Origin of the sequence: Aromatoleum tolulyticum (assembly GCF_900156155.1) — a bacterium.
Taxonomy (GTDB): Bacteria; Pseudomonadota; Gammaproteobacteria; order Burkholderiales; family Rhodocyclaceae; genus Aromatoleum; species Aromatoleum tolulyticum.
Genome location: NZ_FTMD01000004.1, coordinates 237,177 through 263,825, shown reverse-complemented (window position 1 = coordinate 263,825; position 26,649 = coordinate 237,177). Strand labels below are relative to the sequence as shown.

At 67.8% G+C, this 26,649-nt stretch carries 18 protein-coding genes; all 18 read left to right on the top strand.

Going from position 1 to position 26,649, the window contains the following annotated elements; genetic code table 11:
- The first annotated feature begins 40 nt into the window (after nt 1-40).
- The 18 genes from rnr (at nt 41) to BW991_RS08020 (ending at nt 26,628) form a co-directional block, all read left to right on the top strand.
- Nucleotides 41-2,881, top strand: a complete 2,841-nt coding sequence (gene rnr / locus BW991_RS08100; protein WP_076601572.1) for a ribonuclease R — start codon at nt 41-43, stop codon at nt 2,879-2,881.
- 76 nt (nt 2,882-2,957) lie between these two features.
- Nucleotides 2,958-3,680: a 23S rRNA (guanosine(2251)-2'-O)-methyltransferase RlmB gene (gene rlmB, locus BW991_RS08095; protein WP_076601703.1), complete on the top strand. Its 723-nt coding sequence runs from the start codon at nt 2,958-2,960 to the stop codon at nt 3,678-3,680.
- 118 nt (nt 3,681-3,798) lie between these two features.
- Nucleotides 3,799-4,374 carry an ANTAR domain-containing response regulator gene (locus BW991_RS08090; protein WP_076601571.1) on the top strand — a complete coding sequence of 192 codons (576 nt, stop codon included), beginning with the start codon at nt 3,799-3,801 and terminating at the stop codon, nt 4,372-4,374.
- Nucleotides 4,375-4,845: 471 nt separating this feature from the next.
- Nucleotides 4,846-6,030, top strand: a complete 1,185-nt coding sequence (locus tag BW991_RS08085; protein WP_425290208.1) for a CmpA/NrtA family ABC transporter substrate-binding protein — start codon at nt 4,846-4,848, stop codon at nt 6,028-6,030.
- A gap of 16 nt (nt 6,031-6,046) precedes the next feature.
- The gene (ntrB, locus tag BW991_RS08080; RefSeq protein WP_084205007.1) at nt 6,047-6,985 is read left to right on the top strand and encodes a nitrate ABC transporter permease; all 939 of its coding nucleotides are present in this window, start codon (nt 6,047-6,049) and stop codon (nt 6,983-6,985) included.
- 18 nt (nt 6,986-7,003) lie between these two features.
- Complete coding sequence (locus BW991_RS08075) at nt 7,004-7,795, top strand: ABC transporter ATP-binding protein (RefSeq protein ID WP_076601569.1); 792 nt, start codon at nt 7,004-7,006, stop codon at nt 7,793-7,795.
- A gap of 147 nt (nt 7,796-7,942) precedes the next feature.
- Entirely contained in the window at nt 7,943-9,316 is a 1,374-nt protein-coding gene (locus BW991_RS08070) for a hypothetical protein (RefSeq protein ID WP_076601568.1), read from the top strand.
- A 600-nt stretch (nt 9,317-9,916) separates the two neighbouring features.
- Nucleotides 9,917-10,681, top strand: coding sequence for a uroporphyrinogen-III C-methyltransferase (cobA, locus tag BW991_RS08065; RefSeq protein ID WP_076601567.1), 765 nt, complete (start codon nt 9,917-9,919; stop codon nt 10,679-10,681).
- 11 nt (nt 10,682-10,692) lie between these two features.
- Nucleotides 10,693-13,149: a nitrite reductase large subunit NirB gene (gene nirB, locus BW991_RS08060; protein ID WP_076601566.1), complete on the top strand. Its 2,457-nt coding sequence runs from the start codon at nt 10,693-10,695 to the stop codon at nt 13,147-13,149.
- A gap of 17 nt (nt 13,150-13,166) precedes the next feature.
- Nucleotides 13,167-13,502 carry a nitrite reductase small subunit NirD gene (nirD, locus tag BW991_RS08055; protein ID WP_088179581.1) on the top strand — a complete coding sequence of 112 codons (336 nt, stop codon included), beginning with the start codon at nt 13,167-13,169 and terminating at the stop codon, nt 13,500-13,502.
- A 30-nt stretch (nt 13,503-13,532) separates the two neighbouring features.
- A complete protein-coding gene (locus BW991_RS08050; protein WP_076601565.1) occupies nt 13,533-14,747 on the top strand; it encodes a nitrate/nitrite transporter in 1,215 nt (404 codons plus the stop codon).
- 104 nt (nt 14,748-14,851) lie between these two features.
- A complete protein-coding gene (locus BW991_RS08045; RefSeq protein ID WP_076601700.1) occupies nt 14,852-16,546 on the top strand; it encodes a bifunctional protein-serine/threonine kinase/phosphatase in 1,695 nt (564 codons plus the stop codon).
- Between the two features lie 203 nt (nt 16,547-16,749).
- A complete protein-coding gene (locus BW991_RS08040) occupies nt 16,750-19,512 on the top strand; it encodes a nitrate reductase (protein ID WP_084205015.1) in 2,763 nt (920 codons plus the stop codon).
- 64 nt (nt 19,513-19,576) lie between these two features.
- Nucleotides 19,577-19,744, top strand: coding sequence for a hypothetical protein (locus tag BW991_RS23850; protein WP_170879066.1), 168 nt, complete (start codon nt 19,577-19,579; stop codon nt 19,742-19,744).
- Complete coding sequence (locus BW991_RS08035; protein ID WP_076601563.1) at nt 19,741-21,876, top strand: putative bifunctional diguanylate cyclase/phosphodiesterase; 2,136 nt, start codon at nt 19,741-19,743, stop codon at nt 21,874-21,876. The genes BW991_RS23850 and BW991_RS08035 overlap by 4 nt, the downstream gene beginning before the upstream one ends.
- A gap of 199 nt (nt 21,877-22,075) precedes the next feature.
- Complete coding sequence (locus tag BW991_RS08030; protein WP_244551643.1) at nt 22,076-23,653, top strand: ArnT family glycosyltransferase; 1,578 nt, start codon at nt 22,076-22,078, stop codon at nt 23,651-23,653.
- Nucleotides 23,654-23,682: 29 nt separating this feature from the next.
- Nucleotides 23,683-24,609: an SdiA-regulated domain-containing protein gene (locus BW991_RS08025; protein ID WP_076601698.1), complete on the top strand. Its 927-nt coding sequence runs from the start codon at nt 23,683-23,685 to the stop codon at nt 24,607-24,609.
- 330 nt (nt 24,610-24,939) lie between these two features.
- Nucleotides 24,940-26,628 (top strand): AMP-binding protein, encoded by a 1,689-nt coding sequence (locus BW991_RS08020; RefSeq protein WP_076601562.1) that lies wholly within the window; start codon nt 24,940-24,942, stop codon nt 26,626-26,628.
- Nucleotides 26,629-26,649: the final 21 nt, after the last annotated feature.

The window sequence follows — 26,649 nt, the reverse complement described above, 5'->3', positions numbered from 1 at the left end:
CATTATAAGCGCCAAATTTTGAATGTCAACGAGCAAAAAAATGAAAAAAGAAAAAGGGAAAACGACCACGGCGGCAACTTCTGCCAGCGCCCGCAAACCCAGCGCCATCCGCCGTGCCGATCCGTTCTACGAGCGCGAGTCGGCCAGCTACGAGCATCCCCTGCCGAGTCGCGAGTATGTCGAACAGACGCTCGCCGAGCAGGGCGTGCCGATGACTTTCCAGGAACTGTGTGCCGCGCTCGACGTGAGCGGCGACGAAGCGGGACTCTTCGAGCGTCGCCTGCGCGCGATGCAGCGCGACGGCGAGCTGCTGCGCAACCGGCGCGATGCCTATCTTTTGCCGAACAAGGCGGACCTGATCCGCGGACGCGTGTCGGGTCACGCCGACGGCTTCGGCTTCCTGATCCGCGACGACGGTCAGCCCGACGTGTTCCTCGGACCGAAGGAGATGCGCGAGGTGCTGCACGGCGACCGCGTGATCGTCCGCATCACGGGGCTCGACCGCCGCGGCCGTCCCGAAGGCAAGGTGGTGGAGGTCCTGGAGCGCGCCAACACGCGCGTCGTCGGCCGCGTGCTGAACGAGCATGGGGTGCAGGTGGTCGTGCCGGAAAACCGGCGCATAGCGCAGGACATCCTGGTGGCACCGGGGGGCAAGAAAGCCCTGCCCGGCCAGGTCGTTACCGTCGAGCTGATCGAACAGCCGACCAAGTTCGCACAGCCGATCGGACGCGTGATCGAGGTGCTCGGCAACTACGCGGATCCGGGCATGGAGATCGAGATCGCGCTGCGCAAGCACGAGCTGCCGTTCGAGTTCTCTCCCGAGGCGAAGGCGGAGACGCGCAAGCTGCCGGCGTCCGTGCGCAAGAAGGATTGGGCCGGCCGCGAGGACATCACGAAGCTGCCGCTCGTGACGATAGACGGCGAAACGGCGAAGGACTTCGACGACGCGGTGTATTGCGAGCGGCAGGGGCGCGGCTATCGCCTGATCGTCGCGATCGCGGACGTGTCGCATTACGTGCAGCCGGGCAGCGCGCTCGACGATGAGGCGCAGGAACGTGGCAACTCGGTGTATTTCCCGCGCCGCGTGATCCCGATGCTGCCCGAGAAGCTCAGCAACGGGCTGTGTTCGCTCAATCCGCAGGTCGAGCGCCTGTGCATGGTGTGCGACATGAGCATCGGCCCGACGGGGGAAATCAAGGCGTATCGCTTCTACCCGGCGGTGATGTTCTCGCATGCGCGCCTGACCTACACGCAGGTCGCGGCGGCGTTGTACGACAAGGATGCGGCGGCGCGCGACGTGGTGGGTGGGTTGCTGCCCCACCTCGAGAATCTCGACAAGCTCTTCCGCGTGTTGCTGAAGGCGCGTGCGAAGCGCGGCGCGATCGACTTCGAGACGACCGAGACGCGCATGATCTTCGACGCCGAGGGCAAGATCGAGCGCATCGTCGCCGAAGTGCGCAACGATGCGCACCGCCTGATCGAGGAATGCATGCTCGCGGCCAACGTGTGCGCGTCGGAGTTCCTGCAGGAGCGCGAGCATCCGGCGCTGTACCGCGTGCATGAAGGTCCGACGCCGGGCAAGCTCGAGAAGCTGCGCGGCTTCCTCGCCGAATTCGGCTTGGGCGTGGGCGGCGGCGACGAGCCGAAGGCCGGCGACTACGCGAAGCTGCTGGAGACCGTGAAGGACCGCCCGGACGCGCAACTGCTGCAGACGGTGATGCTGCGTTCGTTGCGCCAGGCGGTGTACAGCCCCGACAACGTCGGCCACTTTGGCCTGGCTTACGAGGCGTATACCCACTTCACGTCGCCGATCCGGCGCTATCCCGACCTGCTGGTGCATCGCTCGATCAAGGCGGCGCTCGAGAACCGTACCTACGAGGCCGGCGACTGGGACGAGATCGGCCTGCACTGCTCGGCGACCGAGCGGCGCGCGGACGAGGCGACGCGCGATGTGGTCGCATGGCTGAAGTGCTACTACATGCAGGACAAGGTCGGCGCCGAATTCACCGGCAGCGTGTCGGCGGTGGTACCCTTCGGCCTCTTCGTCGCCCTCGACGACATCTTCATCGAGGGGCTGGTCCATATTTCGGACCTCGGCAGCGACTACTTCCACTTCGACGAGACGCGCCACGAACTCGCCGGTGAGCGCACGGGTGCGCGTTTCCGCTTGTCGGACCGCGTGCGGGTGCAGGTCGTGCGGGTCGATCTGGAAACGACCAAGATCGACTTCCGCCTGATCGAAGGCGCGCCGCGCGCGACCGAACGGGCTGGGAAGACGGCGAAGGACAAGGCCGCTGCAGCGAAGGCCGTGCCTGACGCCGCAGTCGCGACCTCCGCTCCGGTGGCGGCAGCGCCGAAGGCGAAAGGCGGCCGGAAGACGACGGCCGCGCCCGCTGCGGCGCCTGCAGTGTCCGCAGTGCCGGTGAAGAAGGCACGGACGACGCGCGAGGCCGGTGTCGTCGCGACCCGCGAGGAAGCGCCCGCAGCGCCGGCCAAGGGCCCCGCGCGGGGCAGGGCGAAGGCGGAGGTGGTCGCGCAGAAGCCGACCAAGCTTGCCGACGCGCCGAAGACGGCGGCGAAGGCCGCGCAGCGCCCCGAGCCGGCGGCACCCGTCAAGGCTGCGGCCGCGAAGAAGGCTGCCGCGGAAACGACGGCCCGCAAACCTGCCAAGGCCGCCGCGGTGATGAAGACGAGCAAGGCGCCGAAGACGGACAAGGCTGCTCCGAAGGCGGAGAAGGCTGCGCCGAAGGCGGAGAAGGCTCCCAAGGCGGAGAAGGCTCCCAAGGCGGAGAAGGCTCCCAAGGCGGAGAAGGCGGAGAAGGCGGCCACCCCGAAAACTGAAACTGCAGCATCTACGAGGAAAGTGAAACGCCGTGGCTAACAAACCCACAAACCGTTCCCGCCCGCAGCAGGCGGATCATGCCGAGGCGCCCGCAGCAGGGCGCACGGAGTCGCGCCTGATCTACGGCTTCCATGCCGTGCTGGGCAAGCTGCGTCGCGACCCGGAGGCGGTGTTCGAGCTGTATCTGTCGTCCTCCCGCACCGACGCACGCTCGAAGGACGTGCAGCAGCTGGCCGAGGCGCAGAAGGTGCGCATCATCCAGGCCGAGGCGGACCGGCTCGACGGCATGGTCGGCACGCGCCGGCACCAGGGCGTGATCGCGCGTGTCGATGCGCGCAGCCGCGACATCAAGCTCGCCGATGTGCTCGACGTGCTGGAAGAGAATGCACTGATCCTGGTTCTCGACGGCGTGCAGGATCCGCACAACCTCGGCGCCTGCCTGCGCGTCGCGGATGCAGCGGGGGCGCACGCGGTGGTGGCGCCGAAGGATCGTGCCGTGGGGCTCAACGCGACCGCGGTGAAGGTCGCGAGCGGTGCGGCCGATTCGGTGCCCTACATCACGGTGACCAACCTTGCGCGCGCGTTGCGCGAGATGCAGGAGGCCGGTGTGTGGGTCGTCGGTGCGGCGGGCGAGGCGGAGAAGTCGCTGTACGAGATCGACCAGAAGGGGCCGGTCGCGTGGGTGATGGGCGCCGAAGGCGAGGGGCTGCGCCGATTGACGCGCGAGACCTGCGACGAGCTGGCGAAGATCCCGATGCTCGGTACCGTCGAGAGCATCAACGTGTCGGTCGCCAGCGGAATCTGCCTGTTCGAGGCGCGGCGCCAGCGCGGCGGCTGAATGCGGTCTTGGGGGGACGCGCCGCCGGCCGTTCCCCACGAGCCGTTTCGTGCCGTCCGCTAAGCTAGACTAATCTTGTTCCGGTTCGCGGCGGCGCGAATCTTGCATCGATTTAACCATGCTGCGCGTACTCGTCATCGATGAATCCCGTGCCCGGGCGGCCGAAATCTGTGCCGGGCTGGCGCTCGCCGGTCACCAGGTGGCCGCGGTGCTGGCGTCCTCTTCGGATCTGAGTGCGCAGATCGAGTCGATCCGGCCCGACGTGATCCTGATCGAAACCGATTCGCCCTCGCGCGACACGCTCGAGAACCTTGCCGTGATGAACGCGGCAATGCCGCGTCCGGTGATCATCTTCGCGCAGGAAGGCGACGAGGAGACGATTCGCGCGGCGGTGAAGGCGGGCGTGTCGACCTACGTGGTCGACGGGCTGGATCCCGGGCGCCTGAAGCCCGTGATCGACGTCGCCGTGGCCAGTTTCGAGGAGCATCAGGCCCTGCGCAGCGAGCTTGCCGCGGCGACGAAGAAGCTCTCCGAGCGCAAGCTGATCGATCGCGCCAAGGGCTTGCTGATGAAGTCGCGCGGGATGGACGAGGCCGAGGCCTACGCCGCCCTGCGCAAGCTCGCGATGGAACGCGCGAAACCGATGGCGGCGGTCGCGCAGGATCTCATCGACATGGCGAAGTACCTGCTGTAGCAGGGCTTGTGCGCAGTCCCGGCGGCTTGTCCGTCGCCCCTCGCCCGAACGGGCGAAATTCCCCGAATCAAGCCGAAGGGTCCGCGCACGATTGGTGCAGTAACCCTTCGTTGTGCACTGCAATAGTGCGGGCGCCATGCGTTCCCACCGCATCTTCCATCATGCCTCGTTGCTAACGAAACCCTTGTCGCTAAAGGTGTCTGGCGTCGTTTGCGGTGCCTGGCATGGCATCTGCTAAACGAGTCCTGAGTCGAATCAACGGCGGTTCGACAGCGGATTGACCGGTTCCAATGCAGGGACTGGTGCAAGCTACGGACAACGGCGTCCATCCCTGCGGAACGTGTTTCGCGGGCGGTGTGCGCCGTTTTTGTTTTTCTGGCCTGCAGGGAGATGAAGATGAGCGGATTGGACGACAACGGGATGAAGCGTCGGGAGTTCGTGCGGCGCACGGTGGCGCTTTCGGGAGCGGCGATGATGGGATCGGCAGGGCTGGGCGTGAGCGGCGGCGTGTGGGCGGCAGGTTCGGACGCTCCCGAGAAGAAGGAAATCCGCGTGGGCTTCATTCCGCTGACGGATTGCTCGTCGGTCGTGATGGCTGCGGTGCAGAAGTTCGACGAGAAATACGGCATCAAGATCATTCCGACGAAGGAGGCGAGTTGGGCCTCGGTGCGCGACAAGCTGGTGTCGGGCGAGCTCGACGCGGCGCACGTGCTGTACGGCCTCGTGTATGGCGTGCATCTGGGCATCGGCGGGCCGAAGAAGGACATGGCGGTGCTGATGAACCTGAACCACAACGGCCAGGCGATCACGCTCGCGAACAAGCTCAAGGAGCAGGGCGTCACGGACGGCGCCGGGCTGAAGAAGCTGATCACCGCGAAGCCGGGCGAGTACACCTTCGCGCAGACTTTCCCGACCGGCACCCACGCGATGTGGCTGTACTACTGGCTGGCCGCGCACGACATCAATCCGCTGAAGGACGTGAAGGTCATCACCGTGCCGCCGCCGCAGATGGTCGCGAACATGCGCGTGGGCAACATGGACGGTTTCTGCGTCGGCGAGCCGTGGAACAACCGCGCGATCATGGACAAGATCGGCTTCACCGCGGTGACGACGCAGGACATCTGGACCGATCACCCGGAGAAGGTGCTCGGCACGACCGCCGACTGGGTCGCGAAGCATCCGAACGCGGCGCGCGCGCTGACGGCGGCGATCCTCGAGGCCGGACGCTGGATCGACGCCTCGCTGCCGAACCGCCGTACGACCGCCGAGACGGTGGCGCAGAAGTCCTACGTCAATACCGACATGGACGTGATCCTCGAGCGCATGCTCGGCCGCTATTCGAACGGCCTGGGCAAGAGCTGGGACGACCCGAACTACATGAAGTTCTACAACGACGGCGCGGTGAACTTCCCCTACCTGTCGGACGGCATGTGGTTCCTGACGCAGCACCGCCGCTGGGGGCTTCTCGACCGCGACGTCGATTACCTCGCTGTGGCGAAGCAGATCAACCGCATCGACATCTACAAGCAGGCGGCGACGGCGGCGAACGTGCCGCTGCCGAAGAGCGACATGCGCAGCCACAAGCTGATCGATGGCGTGGTGTGGGATGGCAAGGACCCGAAGAAGTACGCGGGTTCGTTCAAGGTCAAGGCGTGAGCGGGAGGGGGCGGCGATGACGCTGGCAGCGGTGGCGGACCGGAACGATGCCGGGACCGCGGAAGTCGGGGGGCGGCGCGCGGTGCTCGCGGCGCGCGGCAAGGGCAGGACGGTGAAGGTGGTGGCTGCCGACGCGTCCGCGGCGGTGCCGGGGCGGGGGCCTGGTGCGCGCGTGGGCGGGTGGATGCGCGCGCTGATGCGGGTGTCGCTGCCGCCGCTGGCGGGGCTCGTGTTGCTGATCGGCTTGTGGCATCTGGCGACGATGAACGGCGGCGGGATCCCGACTCCGGCGAAGACCTGGGACGCGGCGGTGGCGATCTTTGCCGATCCGTTCTACCGCGCCGGACCGAACGACCAGGGCATCGGCTGGAACGTGCTCGCCTCGCTGCAACGCGTCGCCATCGGCTTCGGCATCGCGGCACTGGTGGGCATCCCGGCGGGTTTCCTGCTCGGGCGCTTCGCGGTGCTGTCGCAGATGATGAACCCGATCATCAGCCTGCTGCGCCCGGTGAGCCCGCTGGCGTGGCTGCCGATCGGCCTGCTGGTGTTCCAGCGCGCCGACCCGGCGGCGACCTGGACGATCTTCATCTGCTCGATCTGGCCAATGATCCTGAACACCGCGCAGGGCGTGACGCGCGTGCCGCAGGACTACCTCAACGTGGCGCGGGTGCTGAAGCTGTCCGAATGGAAGGTGTTCACGAAGATCCTGTTCCCGGCGGTGCTGCCCTACATGCTGACGGGCATCCGCCTGTCGATCGGCACGGCGTGGCTGGTGATCGTCGCCGCCGAGATGCTGACCGGTGGCGTGGGCGTCGGCTTCTGGGTGTGGGACGAATGGAACAACCTCAAGGTCGAGCACATCATCATCGCGATCTTCGTGATCGGCATCGTCGGCCTGATCCTCGAGCAGGCGCTGATGCTGGTGGCGCGACGCTTCAACTACGAAAACCGCTGAGCGGCGGAGGAGACCATCATGAAGAAGATCGTACAGATCGAGAACGTCGGCCAGGTCTTCAACACGAAGAACGGCCCCTTCACGGCGTTGCGCGACATCACGCTCGACATCCATGAGGGCGAGAGCATCAGCCTGATCGGGCACTCGGGCTGCGGCAAGTCGACGCTGCTGAACCTGATCGCGGGGCTGACGCGGCCGAGCTCGGGTGTGATGCTGTGCGACGGGCGCGAGATCGCCGGGCCGGGGCCGGAACGCGCGGTGGTGTTCCAGAATCATTCGCTGCTGCCGTGGCTCACCTGCTATGACAACGTGTATCTCGCGGTCGATCGCGTGTTCGGCGCCAAGGAGGGCAAGGCGAAGTTGAAGCAGCGCACGCAGGACGCGCTGGCGCTGGTCGGGCTGTCGCACGCCGAGACGAAGTTTCCGCATGAGATCTCGGGCGGCATGAAGCAGCGCGTCGGCATCGCCCGCGCGCTGTCGATGGAGCCGCGCATCCTGCTGATGGACGAGCCTTTCGGCGCACTCGACGCGCTGACGCGCGCCACGCTGCAGGACGAGCTGGTGAAGATCCTCGCGGCGACGAAGGCGACGATGGTGATGGTGACGCACGACGTGGATGAGGCGGTGCTGCTCTCGGACCGTGTCGTGATGCTCACCAACGGGCCTGCGGCGACGATCGGCGAGATCCTCGACGTGAAGCTCGAGCGTCCGCGCGACCGGCTGGCGCTCGCGGAGCTTCCGGAGTTCGCGCACTGCCGCGCGGCGGTGCTGGATTTCCTCTACAAGAAGCAGCTGAAGCGCGCGGCCTGAGCGGAGCGGCGGCGGGAGGGGGCTGTGCGACCTCCCGCTGTCGCGCGTCCGTCGATGCGTTAGTGTGGCCCGTGTCACGACGTACGGGTGACGTGGCAATGATGCGCGGTTATCATCTCCGAAGCCCGGAACCGGAGAAAAACTGCGATGGCAATGCACTTCTACTACAACGGACATACCTACGAGATCGAGACGGCCCCGCTGACGTGGGACGACGCCTCGGCGAACGCGCTGAGCCTCGCATGGAACGACGAAGGCCGGCTGCAGGGGGCCGGTCTCGGCGGCCCGTTGATCGTTCCGTCCTATCTGTCGTTGATCGGTTCCGCTGCCGAAAACGCTGCGATCCTCAAGAACCTGAAGCCGTCGGTTCCCAAGGGGGCGACCGTGGCCACGGACGGCGGAAACGCGAGCTATCTCTGGCTCGGCGCGTCGGACGTGCAAAGCGAAGGCAGCTGGCAGTGGCTGGACGGCACGCTGCTCGGGTCGGGTTACCAGAACTGGGGTTCCGGCAGCCTCGGCGGCGAGCCGGACAACTTCGGCGGGGTGCAGGATTTCCTCGCCATCGCCACGGGCAAGTGGCCGGCGCCGGCCGGCGGCCTCGGTGCGCCGGGGCAGTGGAACGACCTGGATGGCGCGAACCTGCTGTGGTCGGTCGTCGAGTGGGACGGCCTGATCGGCACGACCGGCAACGACAAGCTGACCGGCACTGCGGGCGACGACGTCATCGACGGCAATGCCGGCAACGATACCGTCAAGGCGGGCGACGGCGACGACATCATCTACATGGGCACGGGCGATGACAACGTCCAGACCGGCAACGGCAGCAATGCGGTGTTCGCCGAAATCGGCCTGGTGGATGATAACGACGGCAACGATCGCGTTACCGGCGGCAGCGGCGACGACTTCATTGCGCCGGGTACGGGCAACGACAACGTGCGCGCCGGCGACGGCAACAATGTCGTGATCGGCGGTTCGGGCGACGACATCATCACCACCGGTGCCGGCAACGACACCATCGATCCGGATGTCTACTATGCCGAGGACGGCGTCGAGGCGTCGGGCAATGACACGATCAAGACCGGCGCCGGTGATGACGTCATCTTCCTCGGCGAGGGCGCAGACAAGGTCTGGGGTGGTGCGGGCAGCGACACCTTCGTGTTCGACACGTTGTTCACCGCGCCCAGCACCACGGTGTTCAAGCAGGACGGCACACAGGTCACCAAGGCGACGGTGCATCGCATCAACGATTTCGACGCGACCGTGGACAAGCTGGGCTTCGATGCCAACGAGTTCGTGTCCCTCGCCGGCTTCACCGCGACGAACTTCGTCAAGGGTAGCGGACTGACCGGTGCCAGCGCGAACGAGACGGGTGTGGACGATTTCCTGATCTACGACACCGCGTCGGGCAAGCTCTACTACGATGAAGACGGCAACCACGCGGGAGCCGCGCCGGTGCTCCTCGGCGTCGTGACCGGCCGCATGGCCGATCTGGATGCCTCCGATATCGTGATCTTTGCGTAAGTCCTGGTCACGGCGCCCCCTCAGGGGCGCCGCGGCGGAATCGCTCGCCGTCCGCAGGCGGGCATGACGTCCTGCAGCCGACCGGGGCGGTCCTGATTCTCCGCTCCCGGTAGTCCTGCCGAGTGGGCGCCGGGGCTTCTGCCTGGCGCCGCCCCCCGATTCTCGCCTTCCTGGCTGATCGGCGTAGATCGTCCCCCTCCCTGATCACGTGCTCCCGGCCGGACCTCCGTGCACGGTGACGATCGTTCCCGATTGCGGTCTGCATCGCGGGTGCCGCCGTCCCGCGCGCGCCTCGGGTGCCGCAATGTTGTGGTGCAGCATTCTGCGCGATGCACCTGAATGGTGCGCCTATCTTCGTTCTTCGCGCACCGCTTGCGATCCGCGGTGTGTGAGTTATTGATTTAAAAATAATGACTTGCGTGAATGCGTGGGGACTGGCACCCATTTTGCGTTAGGTGAACCGCAAGCCGGGGCAACGAGGCTCCGGCGAAGTGCTTGGTGCAGAGCATGCGGACAACGGCGTCCGTCGTTTCTTCGGGATTTCGATCCTGGGGGCGACGCGATGCCGTTTTTTTTCGCCTTACGGAGTGGAGATCGATCATGGCCAAGGTGTTTCTCGTTGGTGCCGGCCCCGGAGCTGCAGACCTGCTGACGCTGCGCGCCGCCCGCGCCATCGCGGAGGCCGACGTGCTGCTGGCCGATGCGTTGGTGACGGACGAAGTGCTCGCGCTGGCGAAGCCGACGGCACGCGTGCTGCGGGTCGGCAAGCGCGCGGGGATGAAGTCCGCCGCGCAGGAGTTCATCCATCGTGCAATGGCACGCTATGCGCGGCGCGGGCTGACGGTGGCACGCGTGAAGGGGGGTGACCCCTTCGTGTTCGGGCGCGGCGGCGAGGAGATGGATTACCTGCGCGCACTGGGCATCGAGGTCGAGGTGGTCCACGGCCTGACCGCCGGCGTCGCGGTGGCCGGTGCCGCCGGCATCCCGGTGACGCATCGCGCGCACTGCTTCGGCGTGACGATGGTGACCGGCCACACCGAGGACGGCTCCGAACCCGACTGGTCCGCGCTGGCGAAAAGCGGCACGACGCTGGTGATCTACATGGGCCTGGGCGCGCTGTCGCGCATCGCCGACAGCCTCGCCGCCGGCGGCCTGTCGCGTGCGACACCCGCTGCGGTGATCGCCCACGGCACGCTGCCGACGCAGCGGCAGGTGGTCGGCACCCTCGCCGACATCGCCGAGCGCGCACGCGAAGCGTCGCTGCCGGCGCCCGCGCTGATCGTCATCGGCGACGTCGCGGCCTACGCCGAAAACCGCTTCGCCCTGTCCGAATCCTCCCCCGAATTCGTATCTCGCGCTGCCTGAAGGAGCCCGCCATGAAAAAACAGAAACTCGTGATGATCGGTAACGGCATGGCCGGCTGCCGCACGCTCGAAGAACTGCTGAAGCTTTCCCCGGACCTGTACGACATCACCGTGTTCGGCGCCGAGCCGCACGGCAACTACAACCGCATCCTGCTGTCGCCGGTGCTCGCCGGCGAGATGACGCTGCCGGAGATCATGCTCAACGATCTCGACTGGTACCGCGACAACGACATCACGCTGCACGCCGGCAAGATGGTGACGAAGATCGACCGCATCAAGCGCAAGGTCATCGCCTCCGACGGTACCGAAGCGGACTACGACCGCCTGCTGATCGCGACCGGTTCGACCCCGTTCATCCCGCCGATCCCTGGCGCGGACCTGCCGGGCGTGCTCGCCTACCGCGACATCGGCGACACCGAGGCGATGATCGAGGCGTCGACGCAGTACAAGCACGCGGTCGTGATCGGTGCCGGCCTGCTCGGCCTGGAAGCCGCGAACGGCCTGATGCTGCGCGGCATGAGCGTGACGGTGGTGCATCTGGCCGACTGGATCATGGAGCGCCAGCTCGACAAGCCGGCCGCCGACATGCTGCAGGCTTCGCTCGAAGCGAAGGGCATGAATTTCCTGCTGTCGAAGCAGACCGAGGCGCTGATCCGCGGCGAGGGTGGGCGTGTATCCGCGGTGCGCTTCAAGGACGGCATGGAGATCCCGGCGGACCTCGTCGTCGTCGCGGCGGGCATCCGCCCGAACTACGCGCTGGCGGAATCGGCCGGCATCTACTGCGGCACGGGGCGCGTGCGCGGCATCCACGTCTCGGACACGCTGCAGACCGTGACCGACCCGCGCGTGTATGCGGTCGGCGAGTGCGTCGCGCACCGCGGCATCGCCTACGGCCTGGTCGCGCCGTTGTTCGAGCAGGGCAAGGTCGCGGCGAACCACCTCGCGAATTTCGGCATCGGCCGCTACGAGGGGTCGGTCACCTCGACCAAGCTGAAGGTGACCGGCATCGACGTGTTCTCGGCGGGCGACTTCAGCGGCGGCGCGGACACCGAGGAAATCGTGCTGCACGACAAGCAGGGCGGTGTTTACAAGCGCATCGTGATCAAGAACAACCGCATCGTCGGCTCGGTGCTCTACGGAGATACCGCGGACGGCAGCTGGTACTTCCAGCTGATGAAGGACGGTCAGGATATCCATTCGATCCGCGATCACCTGATGTTCGGCCAGAACCATCTGGGCGACGCGGGCCACAAGGGCGAGAACAAGGCCGCGGCGATGGCCGACACCGCCGAGGTGTGCGGCTGCAACGGCGTGTGCAAGGGCACGATCGTCAAGGCGATCAAGGAGAAAGGCCTGTTCACGCTGGACGAGGTCAAGAAGCACACCAAGGCGGCGTCCTCCTGCGGCTCCTGCACGGGCCTCGTCGAGCAGATCCTGGCCTCGACCGTCGGCGGCGCCTACCAGGCCGTCTCCGCGCACGACAAGCCGGTGTGCGCGTGCACCGAGCTGTCGCATGGCGACGTCAGGAAGGCGATCCGCGATCACAAGCTGCTGACGATCCCCGAGACGATGGAAACGCTGTCGTGGAAGACGCCCAACGGCTGCTCGACCTGCCGCCCGGCGCTGAACTACTACCTGATCTCGACCTGGCCGCACGAGGCGAAGGACGATCCGCAGAGCCGCTTCATCAACGAGCGCGCCCACGCGAACATCCAGAAGGACGGCACCTATTCGGTGGTGCCGCAGATGCTGGGCGGCGTGACGACGCCGGCGGAGCTCAAGCGCATCGCCGAGGTCGCGGAGAAGTACAACGTGCCGACCGTGAAGGTCACCGGCGGGCAGCGCATCGACCTGCTGGGGATCAAGAAGGAGGACCTGCCGAATGTGTGGAAAGACCTCGGCATGCCTTCGGGGCACGCCTACGGCAAGAGCATCCGCACGGTGAAGACCTGCGTCGGCGCCGAGCATTGCCGCTTCGGCACGCAGCGTTCGATGTCGATGGGCATCGACCTCGAGAAGATGCTCTTCGGCATGTGGAGCCCGCACAAGGTGAAGCTCGCGGTGTCGGGCTGCCCGCGCAACTGCGCCGAGGCCGGCATCAAGGACGTCGGCGTGATCGGCGTGGATTCGGGCTGGGAGCTGTATGTCGCCGGCAACGGCGGCATCAAGACCGAGGTCGCGCAGTTCCTGTGCAAGGTCGCGACGCGCGAGGAGGTGATGGAGTACTCCGGCGCCTTCCTGCAGCTCTACCGCGAAGAGGGCTACTACCTCGAGCGCACCGTGCATTACGTCGAGCGCGTGGGCCTGGAGCATGTGAAGAAGCACGTGCTGGAGAACGCGGAGAACCGCAAGGCGCTGTACGAGCGGCTGCTCTTCGCCTTGCAGGACGCGAAGGACCCGTGGGCCGAGCGCTACGCCGCCGACGCCGCGCCTGCCGTGCGCCGCGAATTCGAAATCCTCGAAGTCTGACATCCGGGAGCCATTCAATGACCACCATAGCAATCAGCGTCGACGCGGGCTGGAAAGAGATCTGCGCGGTCGATGACATCCCCGTGCTCGGCTCGCGCCTCGTCAAGGCGGAGCGCGGCGGCGACATCGCGATCTTCCGCAATGCGGAGAACGAGGTGTTCGCGCTGCACGACAAGTGCCCGCACAAGCAGGGGCCGCTGTCGCAAGGCATCGTGCATGGGCGGCAGGTCACCTGCCCGCTGCACAGCTGGAAGATCGAGCTCGACTCCGGCAATGCCGTGGCACCCGACGTCGGCTGCACGAAGTCCTTCGAAGTGAAGGTCGAGGGCGGCAAGGTGCTGCTCAAGGTCTGATCCGCCCCGCATCGCAAAACGAGAAACGACATGGACAAGCAATCCTTCCTCAAGGCCGGCCACCCGCCGACGCTGCTGGCCTCCTTCCTGTACTTCGACCTCGCCTTCATGGTGTGGGTCATCCTCGGGCCGCTGGGCGTGCAGATCGCCAAGGACCTGGGCCTCGACCACGCGCAGAAGGGCCTGATGGTCGCGGTGCCGGTGCTTGCCGGAGCGATCCTGCGCATCTTCATGGGCGTGCTCGTCGATCATCTGAAGCCGAAGATGGCCGGGGCGATCGGGCAGGTGATCGTGATCTGCGCGCTGTTCGTCGCGTGGCAGTTCGGCATCCACAGCTACGAGCAGACGCTGCTGCTGGGCGTGTTCCTGGGCTTCGCCGGCGCGGCCTTCGCGGTGGCGCTGCCGCTCGCGTCGCGCTGGTACCCGCCGGAGCATCAGGGCACGGCGCTCGGCATCGCCGGCGCCGGCAACTCGGGCACCGCGCTGGCCGCGCTGTTCGCGCCGGGGTTGGCGATGGCTTACGGCTGGACCAACGTGTTCGGCCTCGCGCTGATCCCGCTGGTCGCGGTGTTCGTGTTCTACCTCGTCGTCGCCAAGGACGCGCCGGAGTGCCCGCCCGCCAAGCCGCTGACCGAGTATTTCAAGGTGCTGAAGGACAAGGACGCGTGGTGGTTCATGTTCTTCTACTCGGTGACCTTCGGCGGCTTCGTCGGGCTGGCGTCCTCGCTGACGATCTACTTCAATACCCAGTACGGGCTCGACGCGAAGATGGCGGGCTACTTCACCGCCGCCTGCGTGTTCGCCGGCTCGCTGGTGCGTCCCATCGGCGGCCGCGTCGCGGATCGCGTCGGCGGCATCAAGAGCCTGTCGGTGATGTACGTGTTCGCGGCGATCTTCCTCGCGATCGTCGGCATCGGGCTGCCGGAGGCGTGGATGGCGCTGGGGGTGTTCGTGCTGGCGATGCTGTCGCTGGGCATGGGCAACGGCGCGGTGTTCCAGCTCGTGCCACAGCGCTTCCGCAAGGAGATCGGCGTGATGACGGGCTTGGTCGGGATGGCGGGCGGCGTCGGCGGCTTCTACCTGGCGTCCTCGCTCGGCTACGCGAAGCAGGCGACCGGCAGCTACCAGATGGGCTTCATGATCTTCGCCGGCCTCGCGCTCGCCGCACTGATCGGGCTGACGTCGGTGAAGACCCGCTGGCGCACGACCTGGGGTGCGGCGCACCTCACGTCGGCGCGCATCTGAGGCGCGAGCCCGAGACATAGACGGAGAGCGCAGGCATGAACAAGGTCGCGACCGTGGAGCTTCCTCCCGCGACGCCCGAGACGGCGCGCCGGGCGGGTAAGGCCATGCCGCTCTCCGTGCGCCTCGGCCACGCGACCGAGCAGGGCCTGCGCCCGCGCAACGAGGATTTCGTAGGCGCGGCGACTCCGGAAGGGGCCGAGCTGGAGGCGAAGGGACTGTTGCTGGCGGTCGCGGACGGCGTCGGCGGACATGCCAACGGTCGCGAGGCGGCCGAATACACGGTGCGCGGGCTGCTCGCGGATTACTACGCGACGCCCGACACCTGGAGCGTCGAGAAGTCGGTCGATACCGTGGTCGGCGCGATCAACCGCTGGCTGCTGGCGCAGTCGGCGAAGTCGCGCGACTACGCCGGCATGGCGACGACGCTCACGGCCGTCGTACTGCGCGGGCGGCGCTACTACGTCGCCCACGTCGGCGACTCGCGCGCCTACCTGTGGCATGACGGGGCGCTGCGCCGGCTCACCGAGGACCATACCTGGGAGCACCCCGAACTCGACAACGTGCTGCGTCGCGCGGTGGGGCTGGATGCGCAGCTGCTGATCGATTTCGATGACGGCGAGCTTGCGGCCGGCGACCGCTTCCTGCTCGTCAGCGACGGCGTGTGGAACACGCTGGGCGACGCGGGGCTGGCGGAACTGCTCGCGCGCCACGACGACCCGCAGGCCGGCGCCGACGCGCTGGTGCTGGAGGCCCTGCACCGCGGCGCGACCGACAACTGCACGGCGCTGGTCGCCGATGTCGATGCGGTGCCGGCCGACAACCTGCGCGACCGCCTCGCGAGCGGCCGTCGCCTGCCCTTGCCGCCGCGCCTGAAGGCCGGCGAGACGCTGGACGGCCTGCGCGTCGAGGAGCTGCTGCACGAATCGCGCGTGACCCTGCTGTATCGCGTGACGCGACTTTCAGACGGCACCGCGCTGGTGCTGAAGACGCTGCGCCAGGAGGAGGGCGACGAGGAGGCGATGGCCGCGCTGGTGCGCGAGGAGTGGCTCGCGCGCCGCGTGCCGGGCCACGGTTTTCCGCGTGTCTGCGACCATCCCGGGCGCGACCACCTGTACTACCTGATGAGCTGGCACGAGGGCGAGACGCTGAAGGCGAGCCTCGTGCGCGGCCACCGCTACGCGCCGCACGAGCTGGTGCCCATCGGCACCGCGCTGCTGCGCGCGGTCGCGTCGCTGCACCGGCTGGGGATCGTGCATCGCGACATCAAGCCGGACAACATCCACATCGACCGTCACGGCGAGCTGCGCGTGCTCGACCTCGGCGTCGCGGCCTCCGACGGCGCGCATGGAGCCGAAACGCTGCGCGAGATCAACAACCCCGGCACGCCGTCCTACATGGCGCCCGAGCTCTTCGCCGGGCAGCAGGCCAACGAGTCCTCCGACCTCTATGCCTGTGGCGTGACGTTGTACGAGTTGCTGACGCGCAAGTATCCGTATGGGGAGGTCGAGCCTTTCCAGACCCCGCGTTTCGGCGAGCCCGTGCTGCCGACGCGCTATCGCCCCGATACGCCGGAGTGGCTGGAACGGGTCCTGCTGAAGGCCTGCGCGCGCGCGCCGAAAGAGCGCTTCGAGACCGCCGAGGAGTTCCTCGTCGCGCTCGAACGCGGTGCGCACCGCCCGCTCGCGACCCACCGGCGTGCGCCGCTCGCGACGCGCAACCCGACGCTGGCGCTGAAACTCGTGGCGGGCGCATCGCTGCTGCTGAACCTGGTTTTGCTCTACCTGCTGAGTCGGCACTAGTAATGGAATGTATGAATTTTTCGCGGACGCACGGTTCCTCCCCCTTCAAGGGGGAGGTTAGGAGAGGAATGGGTTTCCGTTGGGACTAACCGCCGCCTGTAGCAACCCCGTCCGAAACCCATCCCCACCCCAGCCCTCCCCTTGAAGGGGAGGGAGCAAGAGCGCGGCAATAAATAAACATGACGATCCCCGGAGAGATCACGATGGAAACGAAAGCCACCTGCCCGTACTGTGGCGTCGGCTGCGGCGTCCTCATCGAACATGACGGCGCGCGCATCACCGGCGTGCGCGGCGACCCCGACCACCCGGCGAACTTCGGCCGCCTGTGCACGAAAGGCGCCACGCTGCACTTCACGGCACGCCGCGAGACGCGCCTGCTGTACCCCGAGCTGCGCAAGGCGAAGGGCGACGCTCGCCGCCGCGTGAGCTGGGACGAGGCGCTCGACACCGCGGCGCAGCGCTTCGCCGACGTCATCGAGGAGCACGGCCCCGATGCGGTCGCGTTCTACATCTCCGGCCAGCTGCTGACCGAGGACTACTACGTCTTCAACAAGCTGATGAAGGGCCTGATCGGCTCGAACAACGTCGACACCAACTCGCGCCTGTGCATGTCGAGCGCGGTCGCGGCGTACAAGCAGACGCTTGGCGCCGACGCGCCGCCCTGTTCGTACGAGGACTTCGCCGAGACCGACTGCCTGCTGATCGCCGGCGGCAACCCGTCCTACGCCCACCCGATCGCCTTCCGCCGCATCGAGGACGCCAAGGCCGCGCGCCCCGACATGAAGATCATCGTCGTCGACCCGCGCCGCACCGACACCGCGGCGACCGCCGACCTGCACCTGCCGATCCTGCCCGGTACCGACATCTGGCTCTTCAACGCGATGCTCAACGTGCTGCTGTGGGAAGGGCTTGTCGATAACGCCTTCGTGCGCGAGCACACCGAAGGCTTCGACGCGCTGCGCGAGCACGTGCGCGAAATCACGCCGGCGGTCGCGGCCGAAGTGTGCGGCCTCGGTCCGAAAGGCGCCGACGACATCCGCACCGCGGCGCTGTGGTGGGGTCAGTCGCCGCGTGCGATGTCGCTGTGGTGCCAGGGCCTCAACCAGTCGACCCACGGCACGCACAACGGCGCGGCGCTGATTGCGCTGTCGCTCGCCACCGGCAAGATCGGCAAGCCCGGCTGCGGCCCGTTCTCGATGACCGGCCAGCCCAACGCGATGGGCGGACGCGAGGTCGGCGGACTCGCGAACCTGCTGTCGGCGCACCGCGACCTCGCCAACCCGGAGCACCGTGCCGAAGTCGCGCGCCTATGGGGCGTGGCCGATGTGCCGGAAAAGCCGGGCCTCACCGCGGTGGAGCTTTTCGACGCGATGCACGAGGGCCGCATCAAGGCGCTGTGGATCGCCTGCACCAACCCCGCGCAGTCCATGCCGGAGCTCGAGCGCGTGCGCGAGGCGCTCGCGCGCTGCGACTTCGTCGTGCTGCAGGAAGCCTACGGCAACACCGAGACGGTCCCCTTTGCCGACCTGATGCTGCCGGCCGCGACCTGGGGCGAGAAGGAAGGCACGGTGACGAACTCCGAGCGCCGCATCACCCACGTCAATCGCGCGATCCCCGCCCCGGGCGAAGCGCGCGCCGACTGGGCGATCGTGTGCGACTTCGCGCGCAAGCTGGGTTCGCTGATCGGCAAGCCCGAGGCCGGGCGCATGTTCGGCTACGCCGGCCCCGAGCCGATCTTCGCCGAGCACGCGGAGACGACGCGCGGGCGCGACCTCGACATCACCGGCCTCTCGTACGCCGTGCTGGATACCGAGGGGCCGCAGCAGTGGCCCTTCCCCGAAGGCGCGGCGGCAGGCCGCAAGCGGCTTTATGCCGACGGCCGCTTCCCGACCGCCGACGGTCGTGCGCGCTTCGTCGTGCCGACCGGCAAGCTTACCGCCGAGCGCGCCGACGCGCGCTACCCGCTGCACCTCACCACCGGCCGGCTGCGCGACCAGTGGCATGGCATGAGCCGCACCGGCAAGGTCGCGCGCCTCTACAACCACGTCGATGAGGCGCGCATCGAACTCAACGCCGACGACATGCATCTGCGCGGCATCCACGACGGCGACCTCGTGCGCGTGAGGAGCCGGCGCGGCGAGATCGTGCTGCGCGCCGCGGCGTCCGGCGAGATCCGCTCCGGCCAGGCCTTCGTCGCGATGCATTGGGGATCGAATGCGCTCAACTCTGCCGGCATCAACGTGCTGACGCTGCGCGAGTTCGACCCCTATTCGAAGCAGCCGGAACTGAAGCACGCGACCGTGCAGGTCGAGAAGGCGAATCTGCCGCATCAGGCACTGATCATGCGCGGCGAGGGTGAGCACAAGCGGGGCGAGGCGACGACGGGAGCGGAAGAGGAGAAAGACCCCACCGGCGTCACGCTCGAGCGCGCCGCGCTCCTCATACCGTGGCTGGAGCGCTTCGCCTACGCGTCGCTCGCGCTCGCCGGCCGCGACCATCCGGCGGTGGTGCTGCGCATCGCGCACGACCAGCCGATCCCGCCGGCATGGCTGGACGAGCTCGACGCGCTGCTGGGTCTGGACGACGACCACTGCCTCGCCTACAGCGACGCCCGCCGCGGCATTACCAAGCGTGCGCGCATCGAGGATGGCCTCCTTGTCGGCCTGCGCCTCACCGGCGAGACCGCCGCCGCGGGCTGGCTGCGCGACGTGCTTGTCGAGCGCCAGCCGACCGCGGAACTGCGCCGCTGGATCCTCGCGCCGCTCGCGAGCCCGCCGGCCGCCGCGAAGAGCCGCGGGCGCATCGTGTGCAACTGCCTCAACGTGTCGGAGAGCGACATCGTCGCCGCGATCGCCGGCGGGGCCGGTTTCGATGCGCTGCAGGAAAAGCTCAAGTGCGGCACGAGCTGCGGCTCCTGCGTGCCGGAGATCAGGCGCATGGTCGCAGCGGGGCGCAGCGCCGCGTGAGCGATTGAATATCTGTAACAAAAACGTCAAAGAATGGCGGTGGACATCAAGACGGAGAGTGTGCATGAACCAGTCGGTGCCGGCAGGTGCCGGGAGCGGTCCCGTTCGGCCCGTGCTCGCGCTGGGGGGGCCGCGCGAGCGCCAGCCCGCCTCGGGTGACGCCCGCCTCAGGGCGGCGCGGCGCTGCAAGCTCGGCGGCGCGGATGCGCGCGCCGCACGGGAGTCCGCATGAACGCACGCGACCAGTTCGGCAGCGAACATCCCTCCGGTGCGCCCGCCGGTACGACGCTCGATAGCGGGCGGGTGCTTGCGGACCTTATCGACAAGCTCGACGGCATGGTCTGCCGCTGCGCGATCGACGGCAACCGGACCGTGCTGTTCGTCAGCGAAGGCTCGCGCCGCCTGCTCGGCTACGCACCCGGCGAGCTCGTCGGCAGTTGTCACGTCGCCTTCGGGCAGATCATTCATAGCGCCGACCGCGCGCAGGTGCGCCGGGAAATCATGGGCGCGCTTGCCGCCGACGCCCATTACCGCATCGAGTACCGCGTGCTGTGCCGCGACGGCAGCATCAAGTGGGTGCTCGAACGCGGCGTCGGTGTGCGCGACGAAAACGGAGTGCGCGTCGTCGAGGCCTTCATCCAGGACATCACGGACCAGGTCGCCATCCGGCAGCGCCTCGCGGAAACCGAAAGCCGCTACCGCAGCCTGTTCGAGAATTCGGTGATCGGCATCTTCCAGACCTCCGCGGACGGCCGCTACATCGCCGCCAACGGCGCGCTCGCCCGCATGTACGGCTACGACTCGCCGGCGGCCCTGATCGCCGACCTGCAGGACATCGACCGTCGCCTCTACGTTGCGCCCGGGCGGCGCGAGAAATTCAAGCGCCAGATCGCCGAACGCGGCTACGTCAGCGATTTCGAGTCCGAAGTGTTCCGGCACGACGGCTCCACGCTGTGGATCGCCGAGACCGCCCACGCCGTATACGGCGCCTGCGGCGAGCTGCTGTATTACCAGGGTACGGTCGAGGACATCAGCGTCAGCAAGCGTTACCGCGAGCAGCTCGAGCACCAGGCCAATCACGACCCGCTCACCGGCCTGCCCAACCGCAACCTGCTGCGCGACCGCCTCGAGCAGGCGCGCGCGGTTGTCGAACGCGAAGGCGGAGCGGTCGCGGTGGCCTTCGTCGATCTGGACAACTTCAAGGTCATCAACGACAGCCTCGGCCATGCGATCGGCGACGAGCTGCTGCTGGTCGCGGCTTCCCGCCTGAAGGGCTGCCTGCGCGCGATCGACACCGTGGCGCGCTACGGCGGCGACGAGTTCGTGCTGATCCTGCACTGCGAGGCCGTTGCCGACACGCTGCAGCGCGTGTTCGAGCGTGTGCTGCGCGAGATCGCCCGGCCGGTGCAACTGGGTGGGCACGAACTGCAGGTCACGTGCAGTATCGGCGTCGCGATGCTCGACGGTGATCAGGGGGTCGATGAGCTGCTCAAGAACGCCGATGCGGCGATGTACGCGGCGAAATCGGCCGGCCGCGCGACCTTCGCGTTCTTCGAGGCCTCGCTCAATTCCGCCGCGGTCAAGCGGCTACGGCTCGAATCCGCGCTGCGTCACGCGCTGGCGCGCGGCGAAATCGAGGTGCATTTCCAGCCCAAGGTCGATGCCGCCGGACGTGCCTGTTCGGTCGAGGCGCTGGCGCGCTGGACCGGCAGCGAGTTCGGGGCCGTGTCGCCGGCCACCTTCATCCCCATCGCCGAGGAGACCGGCCTCATCGAGCCGATCACCGAGTTCGTGCTGCGCACCGCGTGCAGCCAGGCCGCGCAGTGGCACCGCGCCGGCTTCGGCCCGCTCGCCGTCGCGGTGAACCTCTCGCCGCGGCTCTTCCGCTCCGGCAGCTTCGCCGCGCAGGTTGCCGCCGCGCTCGCCGACTACGGCCTGCCGGCCGGCTGCCTGGAACTCGAGATCACCGAAGGCACGCTGATGGACGAGGGCGTCGATGCCATCGAGCAGCTGCGCGCGCTGAAGGCGCTGGGCGTGCGCCTCGCGGTCGACGACTTCGGCACCGGCTACTCCTCGCTCGCCTACCTGACGCGCTTTCCGCTCGACATCCTCAAGATCGACAAGTCCTTCGTGTCGCGCGCGACCGAGGGCGAGGGCGAGGCGATCCTGTCGCGGGCGATCGTCACGCTCGGGCGCGACCTCGGCCTGCGCGTCGTCGCCGAAGGGGTCGAGACCGAAACGCAGTGGAAGCTCTTCGCCGGCGCCGGCTGCCACGAGTTCCAGGGCTATCTCTTCGCCCGTGCGCTGCCGGCCTCGTCCGCCGATGCCTGGCTGGCGGCGAACACCGCGACCGCATCCGCCTGAGTCGTCATTGCGTGAGGCAGCCCCTCACGCGAGTTTGACGGTTTCTTGACATCCGCCTCGGTAGAGTCGCGCCTTGCCTGCGGGCGGCCGTCGTGCCGTCTCGCGGCGATCCCGATGTCCATGGACCGTCGCCATGCGCGCCCGGCAGGATCGATCCTGACGCGTCGCGTACGGAGCGCCGGCCAAAATCGAGAAAGGCATGCGCGACGACACCCAAGTTTCGGTTCTCGGCCCGGTTCCGCTCCGGCGCCCCCTCGGGCTCACGCTCGACCGTCCGCTCGTCGAGCTGATCGCGCTGATGCTGCTGGCGCTGCTGCTGATCGGTGCCGGCCTCGGCCTGCGCGAACCGTCCAACGTCGATGAGGAACGCTTCCTCGGCGTCGCACTGGAGATGCTGCAGAACGGCTCGTGGATCATTCCGCACCGGGCCGGGCAGATCTACCCGGACAAACCCCCGCTCTTCATGTGGGTCGTCGCGTTTTTCATCCGCGTCACTGGCTCGCCGCGGGTCGCCCTGTTCCTGCCGGCCCTGATCGCCGGTGCGGTGACCACCGGATGCCTGTACGACCTCGGGCGGCGCCTGTGGAACCGCCGCACCGGCGTCATCGCCGCGCTGCTCTTCCTCGCCTGCTTCCAGACCTACAACGTGCTGCGCGCGGGCCAGCTCGACGGGCTGCTGTGCCTGTGGATCGCGCTCGGCATGTACGGCCTCGTGCGCCACCTGATGGCCGGGCCGGCGTGGGGCTGGTTCTACGTCGCCTGCGCCGCGATGGGCTTCGGCGTCATCACCAAGGTCATCGGCTTCCTGCCGCTGTTCATGCTGCTGCCCTATGCGTGGGCCGTGCGCAAGGACTGGCACGGTGTGGGCCCCGTGCCGCGCGAGCCGTGGCGCTGGGCGCTGGGCCTCGCCGCGATGCTCGCAGCGGTCGCCGTGTGGGCGGTGCCGCTCGCGGCCACCGTGCTGCTGCAGGGCGACGCGGAAAGCCTCGCCTACGTGCGCGACGTGACGTTGCGGCAGACCGCGGAGCGCTACACGAATGCGTGGATGCATCGCGAACCGGCGTGGTATTTCGTCGCCAACGTGATCCCGGAAGTCTGGCTGCCGCTCGTCCTCGGGCTGCCGTGGCTGGTGCCGGCGTGGCGGCGGCAGCTCGCCCGGCGCGACGGCCGCGTGCTCGTGCTGCTCGGCTGGGCGGTGCTGATCGTGCTGTTCTTCTCCCTGAGTACCGGCAAGCGCAAGCTGTACATCTTCCCCGCCCTGTTCGGCACGGTGCTGACGGTCGCGCCGCTCGTGCCCTGGCTGCTGCGGCGCTGGTTCGGCGGCCGCCCGCGCGCGCTGCGCATTTTCCGCTGGGTCGCCGCGAGCTGGTTCGTCGCGTGGTTCGTCGCCGGCTTCGTCGAGCCGCTCAAGGAAGGTCCGAATCCCCACCAGGCCGTGATGCGTGCGGCGGCCGAGCTGACCGGCGGCGCGGATCTCCTCCTCATCGACTGGCGCGAGGGGCACTGGCTCTTCGCCCGCCAGCCCATCGTGCATTTCGGCTTCCAGTCCCGCGCCGGCGTCGACGAGGCCGCCCGGTGGCTGCGCAGCCACCCGGGCGCGTACGCCCTCGTGCCGGCGCGCGAACTCGCCAGCTGCTTCGTTCCGGACAAGGCACGCAGGGTCGGTGGCACTTCGCGCGACGAGTGGTACGTCGTCGGTGCCGACGCCGACAACGGACAGTGCCGCAGCGATCTCAAGCCGCGCGAATTCCGCTTCGCGTGGCAATCACCGCTCTGAATCAGAACAACAAGGACCAGGAGGCCAGGATGCCCGGAATCGACCGTGCCGCACGTTATACCCGCAGACGCCTGTATGGTCTGGCGCTGATCTCCGCGCTTGCGGTCGCAGGTGTCGCGAACCACGAGCTGCACTGGGGACAGAAGACCACCTCGCAGGCTGCGGCCCGGCAGCATGCGGCGACTCGGGCAATCTCGCTGCAGGACTACGAAGTCGTCATCGACGCGAAACCGATCCCCGGCGCCGCCGAACTGTCCGGCATCACCTACGACTTCGACCGCGACCGCCTGCTCGCGATCAGCAACGACGGGCCGGCCGAGGTCGTTGCCCTGAGCCGCAATGGCGACGTGCTCGAGCGCTACCGCCTGGAAGGCTTCGACGACACCGAAGCGATCGCCTACATGGGCAACGGGCGCATCGCGATCACCAACGAAACCCTGCAGCGCCTCAACTTCGTCGACATCCCGGCGCAGTCGGGCACGATAGCCGCGAAAGGATCGCCCTTCCTCACCCTCGGCCTGAACATGCATCGCGGCAACAAGGGCTTCGAGGGGCTCGCCTACGATGCGGCCGGCGACCGCGTCTTCATCGCCAAGGAGCGCGACCCGCGCCAGCTGTTCGAGGTGGACGGCGTCGCCGCCTCGCTCGGAGGCCGGCTGCAGCTGGCCCTGCAGGATCACACCGACTGGATCGACCGGGAGGTGTCCACGGGCGACCTCGCCGACGTCTGCTTCGACCCGAAGACCGGCCACCTCGTGCTGCTGAGCGAGGAATCGAAGGAGCTCGTCGAGCTCGATGGCGACGGCCGCTTCGTGAGCTCGCGGCCGCTTTCGGGCCGGCGCTCGGGCCTCGCGCATGACGCGCCCTCGCCCGAAGGCGTGACGATGGACGCGGCCGGCAACATCTACATCGTGAGCGAGCCCAACCTCTTCTACATGCTGCGCAAGAAATCCTGAGCCGCGGGCGCCTCAGGCGCCCCTCGGGCACCGGCCCGGCCACTCGCGTGCACACGCCCGGCGCGGCGGTCCGCCGGTGTCGTGCCGCGCAGGTCCTCGAGCGATTCCCCCGTCGACGGCCAAATTGGGCAGTACCACCGCGAAGCATGGTTGCATGACGTTTACGTCAACGTCAAAATACCGCCCGGCGTCCGACCAGGGCGCTGCGAGCCAATCAAAGTCGTCTGCGGCACGCGGTCCCGGCAGCATCGTCGGGGGCGGCGGCAAGCGGGCGTACAACTGGCGCGGCGGACGGCTGTCCGGCGTGCCGCTTCTGGGAAAGGAGAGGAAATGACTGCAGTTGCCGAGTTTCTGAAAGCGCGCGACTTCCTGCTGGCCAACCGCACCGACTACGCCACCGCGTACGCCGGTTTCCAGTGGCCGCAGCTTACCGAGTTCAACTGGGCGCTCGACTACTTCGACGCCATGGCCAAGGGCAACGAGCAGCCCGCGCTGTGGATCGTCGAGGAAGACGGCCGCGAATCCAGGCTCTCCTTCGCCGAGATGTCCGCGCGCTCGAACCGCGTCGCCAACTGGCTGCGCGAGCAGGGCGTCGCGCGCGGCGACCGCATCCTGATCATGCTCGGCAACGAAGTGCCGCTGTGGGAAACCATGCTCGCCGCGATCAAGCTCGGCGCCGTCGTGATCCCCGCGACCACGCTGCTGACCCCGGACGACCTGCTCGATCGCCTCGAGCGCGGCCAGGTCAAGCACGTCGTGATCGGCAAGGCCCACACCGACAAGTTCGCCGACCTCGCCGGCAGCTACACGCGCGTCAGCGTCGGCGGTGCGACCGCCGGCTGGCTCTCGTTCGAGGATGCCTACCAGGCTTCGCCCGAGTTTGCGCCGTCGGGCGTCACCAAGGTCACCGACCCGCTGCTGCTGTACTTCACCTCCGGCACCACCTCCAAGCCCAAGCTCGTCCAGCACAGCCACCAGTCCTACCCGGTCGGCCACCTGTCGACGATGTACTGGATCGGCCTGCAGCCCAACGACCGCCACATGAACATCAGCTCGCCGGGCTGGGCCAAGCACGCCTGGAGCTGCTTCTTCGCACCGTGGAACGCCGGTGCCTGTGTGTTCCTGTACAACTACAACCGCTTCAACGCCAAGGCGCTGCTCGACGTGCTCGTGAAGTACGAGATCACCACCATGTGCGCGCCGCCGACCGTGTGGCGCATGCTGATCCAGCAGGATCTCGCCTCGGTGAAGACCAATCTGCGCGAACTCATCGGCGCGGGCGAACCGCTCAACCCCGAAGTCATCGAGCAGGTGAAGAAGGCCTGGGGCATCACGATCCGCGACGGCTTCGGCCAGACCGAGACCACTGCGCAGATCGGCAACACGCCCGGCCAGCGCCTGAAGCCCGGCTCGATGGGGCGCCCGCTGCCCGGCTACACGATCGCGCTGCTCGACGCCGACAGCAAGCCGGTGGAAGAGGGCGAAATCAGCCTCGTCCTCGCCAAGCGCCCGCTGGGCCTGATGCTGGGCTACGCCGGCGACGAAGCCAAGACCGCCGAAGTCATGCGTGACGGCCACTACCGCACCGGCGACGTCGCGAGCATCGACGAGGAAGGCTACATCACCTACGTCGGCCGCGCCGACGACGTGTTCAAGGCTTCCGATTACCGCATCAGCCCGTTCGAGCTCGAATCGGTGCTGATCGAGCATCCGGCGGTGGCCGAAGCCGCCGTCGTCCCGAGCCCGGATCCAGTGCGTCTGGCCGTGCCGAAGGCCTACGTGATCCTCGCCGCCGGCTTCGAGCCGTCGAAGGAACTCGCGAAGGACATCTTCGCCTTCACGCGCGACAAGCTCGCCCCGTACAAGCGCATCCGCCGCCTCGAGTTCTCGGACCTGCCGAAGACCATCTCCGGCAAGATCCGCCGCGTCGAGCTGCGCAAGAGCGAGGAAGGCAAGGACGGCTCCGTGCGCGGCGCGCTGGAGTTCTTCGAGGAAGACTTCCCCGAGCTCAAGGGCTGAACCGCCGCGCATTGCGCATTG

What these genes read in the sequence shown, in the direction of transcription:
- BW991_RS08020 (WP_076601562.1), top strand. Translation starts at nt 24,940, where the DNA reads ATGACTGCAGTTGCCGAGTTTCTGAAAGCGCGCGACTTCCTGCTGGCC.
- BW991_RS08030 (WP_244551643.1), top strand. Translation starts at nt 22,076, where the DNA reads ATGCGCGACGACACCCAAGTTTCGGTTCTCGGCCCGGTTCCGCTCCGG.
- BW991_RS08050 (WP_076601565.1), top strand. Translation starts at nt 13,533, where the DNA reads ATGGACAAGCAATCCTTCCTCAAGGCCGGCCACCCGCCGACGCTGCTG.
- nirD (WP_088179581.1), top strand. Translation starts at nt 13,167, where the DNA reads ATGACCACCATAGCAATCAGCGTCGACGCGGGCTGGAAAGAGATCTGC.
- BW991_RS08075 (WP_076601569.1), top strand. Translation starts at nt 7,004, where the DNA reads ATGAAGAAGATCGTACAGATCGAGAACGTCGGCCAGGTCTTCAACACG.
- BW991_RS08070 (WP_076601568.1), top strand. Translation starts at nt 7,943, where the DNA reads ATGGCAATGCACTTCTACTACAACGGACATACCTACGAGATCGAGACG.
- BW991_RS08035 (WP_076601563.1), top strand. Translation starts at nt 19,741, where the DNA reads ATGAACGCACGCGACCAGTTCGGCAGCGAACATCCCTCCGGTGCGCCC.
- ntrB (WP_084205007.1), top strand. Translation starts at nt 6,047, where the DNA reads ATGACGCTGGCAGCGGTGGCGGACCGGAACGATGCCGGGACCGCGGAA.
- BW991_RS08045 (WP_076601700.1), top strand. Translation starts at nt 14,852, where the DNA reads ATGCCGCTCTCCGTGCGCCTCGGCCACGCGACCGAGCAGGGCCTGCGC.
- BW991_RS23850 (WP_170879066.1), top strand. Translation starts at nt 19,577, where the DNA reads ATGAACCAGTCGGTGCCGGCAGGTGCCGGGAGCGGTCCCGTTCGGCCC.
- BW991_RS08025 (WP_076601698.1), top strand. Translation starts at nt 23,683, where the DNA reads ATGCCCGGAATCGACCGTGCCGCACGTTATACCCGCAGACGCCTGTAT.
- cobA (WP_076601567.1), top strand. Translation starts at nt 9,917, where the DNA reads ATGGCCAAGGTGTTTCTCGTTGGTGCCGGCCCCGGAGCTGCAGACCTG.
- nirB (WP_076601566.1), top strand. Translation starts at nt 10,693, where the DNA reads ATGAAAAAACAGAAACTCGTGATGATCGGTAACGGCATGGCCGGCTGC.
- BW991_RS08090 (WP_076601571.1), top strand. Translation starts at nt 3,799, where the DNA reads ATGCTGCGCGTACTCGTCATCGATGAATCCCGTGCCCGGGCGGCCGAA.
- BW991_RS08085 (WP_425290208.1), top strand. Translation starts at nt 4,846, where the DNA reads ATGATGGGATCGGCAGGGCTGGGCGTGAGCGGCGGCGTGTGGGCGGCA.
- rnr (WP_076601572.1), top strand. Translation starts at nt 41, where the DNA reads ATGAAAAAAGAAAAAGGGAAAACGACCACGGCGGCAACTTCTGCCAGC.
- BW991_RS08040 (WP_084205015.1), top strand. Translation starts at nt 16,750, where the DNA reads ATGGAAACGAAAGCCACCTGCCCGTACTGTGGCGTCGGCTGCGGCGTC.